Here is a 1,068-nt window from a genome sequence, read left to right as displayed (position 1 = left end):
CCTGCGCCGCTCCGTGGTGGTCGCCGCGCCGGCCGATACCTCGCCGCTGCAACGGCTGCAGGGCGCGCTGTATGCCACGCGGGTGGCCGAGGACTTTCGCGACCAGGGCAAAGACGTGCTGCTGATCATGGATTCGCTGACCCGCTACGCCATGGCCCAGCGCGAAATCGCCCTGGCCGTTGGCGAGCCGCCGGCTACCAAAGGCTACCCGCCGTCGGTGTTCGCCAAGCTGCCCAAACTGGTGGAACGCACCGGCAACGGGCCGCCCGGTGGCGGCTCGATCACCGCGTTTTACACGGTGCTTAGCGAGGGCGACGACCAGCAGGACCCGATTGCCGACTCGGCGCGGGCGATTCTGGACGGGCACATTGTGCTGTCCCGGCACCTGGCCGAAAGCGGGCACTACCCAGCCATCGATATCGAAGCGTCAATCAGCCGGGCGATGACCGCCATCGCCAGTGACGCCCAGCAACGCAAGGCGAATCAGCTCAAGCAGGCACTGTCGCGCTACCAGCGCAATCGCGACCTGATCAGCGTGGGCGCTTACACCCAGGGCCACGATGTGCAACTCGACCGCGCGGTGGGCTTGTACCCGCATATCGAGCGGTTCCTGCAGCAGCGCATTGACGACCGCGCCAGCGTTGACGAGACCCTGCACGGGCTCAACCTGTTGTTCCCTGGCAACTGACCTTTTTGAGTAATCATCGATGGCCGACCAATCGCTGCACCTGCTGATCGAACTGACCGCCAAGGCCCGCGACGTCGCGGCTCGCGCGCTGGCGCAAAGCCGTGCTGCCGAGCAACTGGTGATCAACCAGTTGCGCGCCCTGGACCAGTACCAACAGGAGTACCGCCAGAACCTGCAACTGGAACTGGCCAAAGACGGCATGAGCCCCTCGGCGCTGACAAACTACCGAGGCTTTTTGCAGTCGCTGGAAGAGGCCATGGAGCGTGCGCAAAAAAGCCTGGAGCGCCACCGCAAACAGGTGGCGCACCACCAGATCACCTGGATGGCGCAGTGGCGCAGGGTCAATGCGATTGAAGCGCTGTTGAGCCGGCGCGCCCAGC

Annotated in this window: 1 protein-coding gene and 1 pseudogene; both read left to right on the top strand. The window is 65.1% G+C overall.

The window, feature by feature from the left end; all coding sequences use genetic code 11:
- Positions 1-688, top strand: a pseudogene (locus tag L9Z73_RS31050) (flagellum-specific ATP synthase FliI); the annotation flags it as partial.
- 19 nt (positions 689-707) lie between these two features.
- Positions 708-1,068 (top strand): flagellar export protein FliJ (gene fliJ, locus L9Z73_RS31045; protein WP_247408815.1); only part of this gene is annotated, 361 nt, incomplete at its 3' end.

Origin of the sequence: Pseudomonas emilianonis (assembly GCF_023072625.1) — a bacterium.
Taxonomy (GTDB): domain Bacteria; phylum Pseudomonadota; class Gammaproteobacteria; order Pseudomonadales; family Pseudomonadaceae; genus Aquipseudomonas; species Aquipseudomonas paraveronii.
The sequence above is the reverse complement of the archived record's forward strand: the minus strand, read 5'-3'. Positions and strand labels throughout refer to the sequence as shown.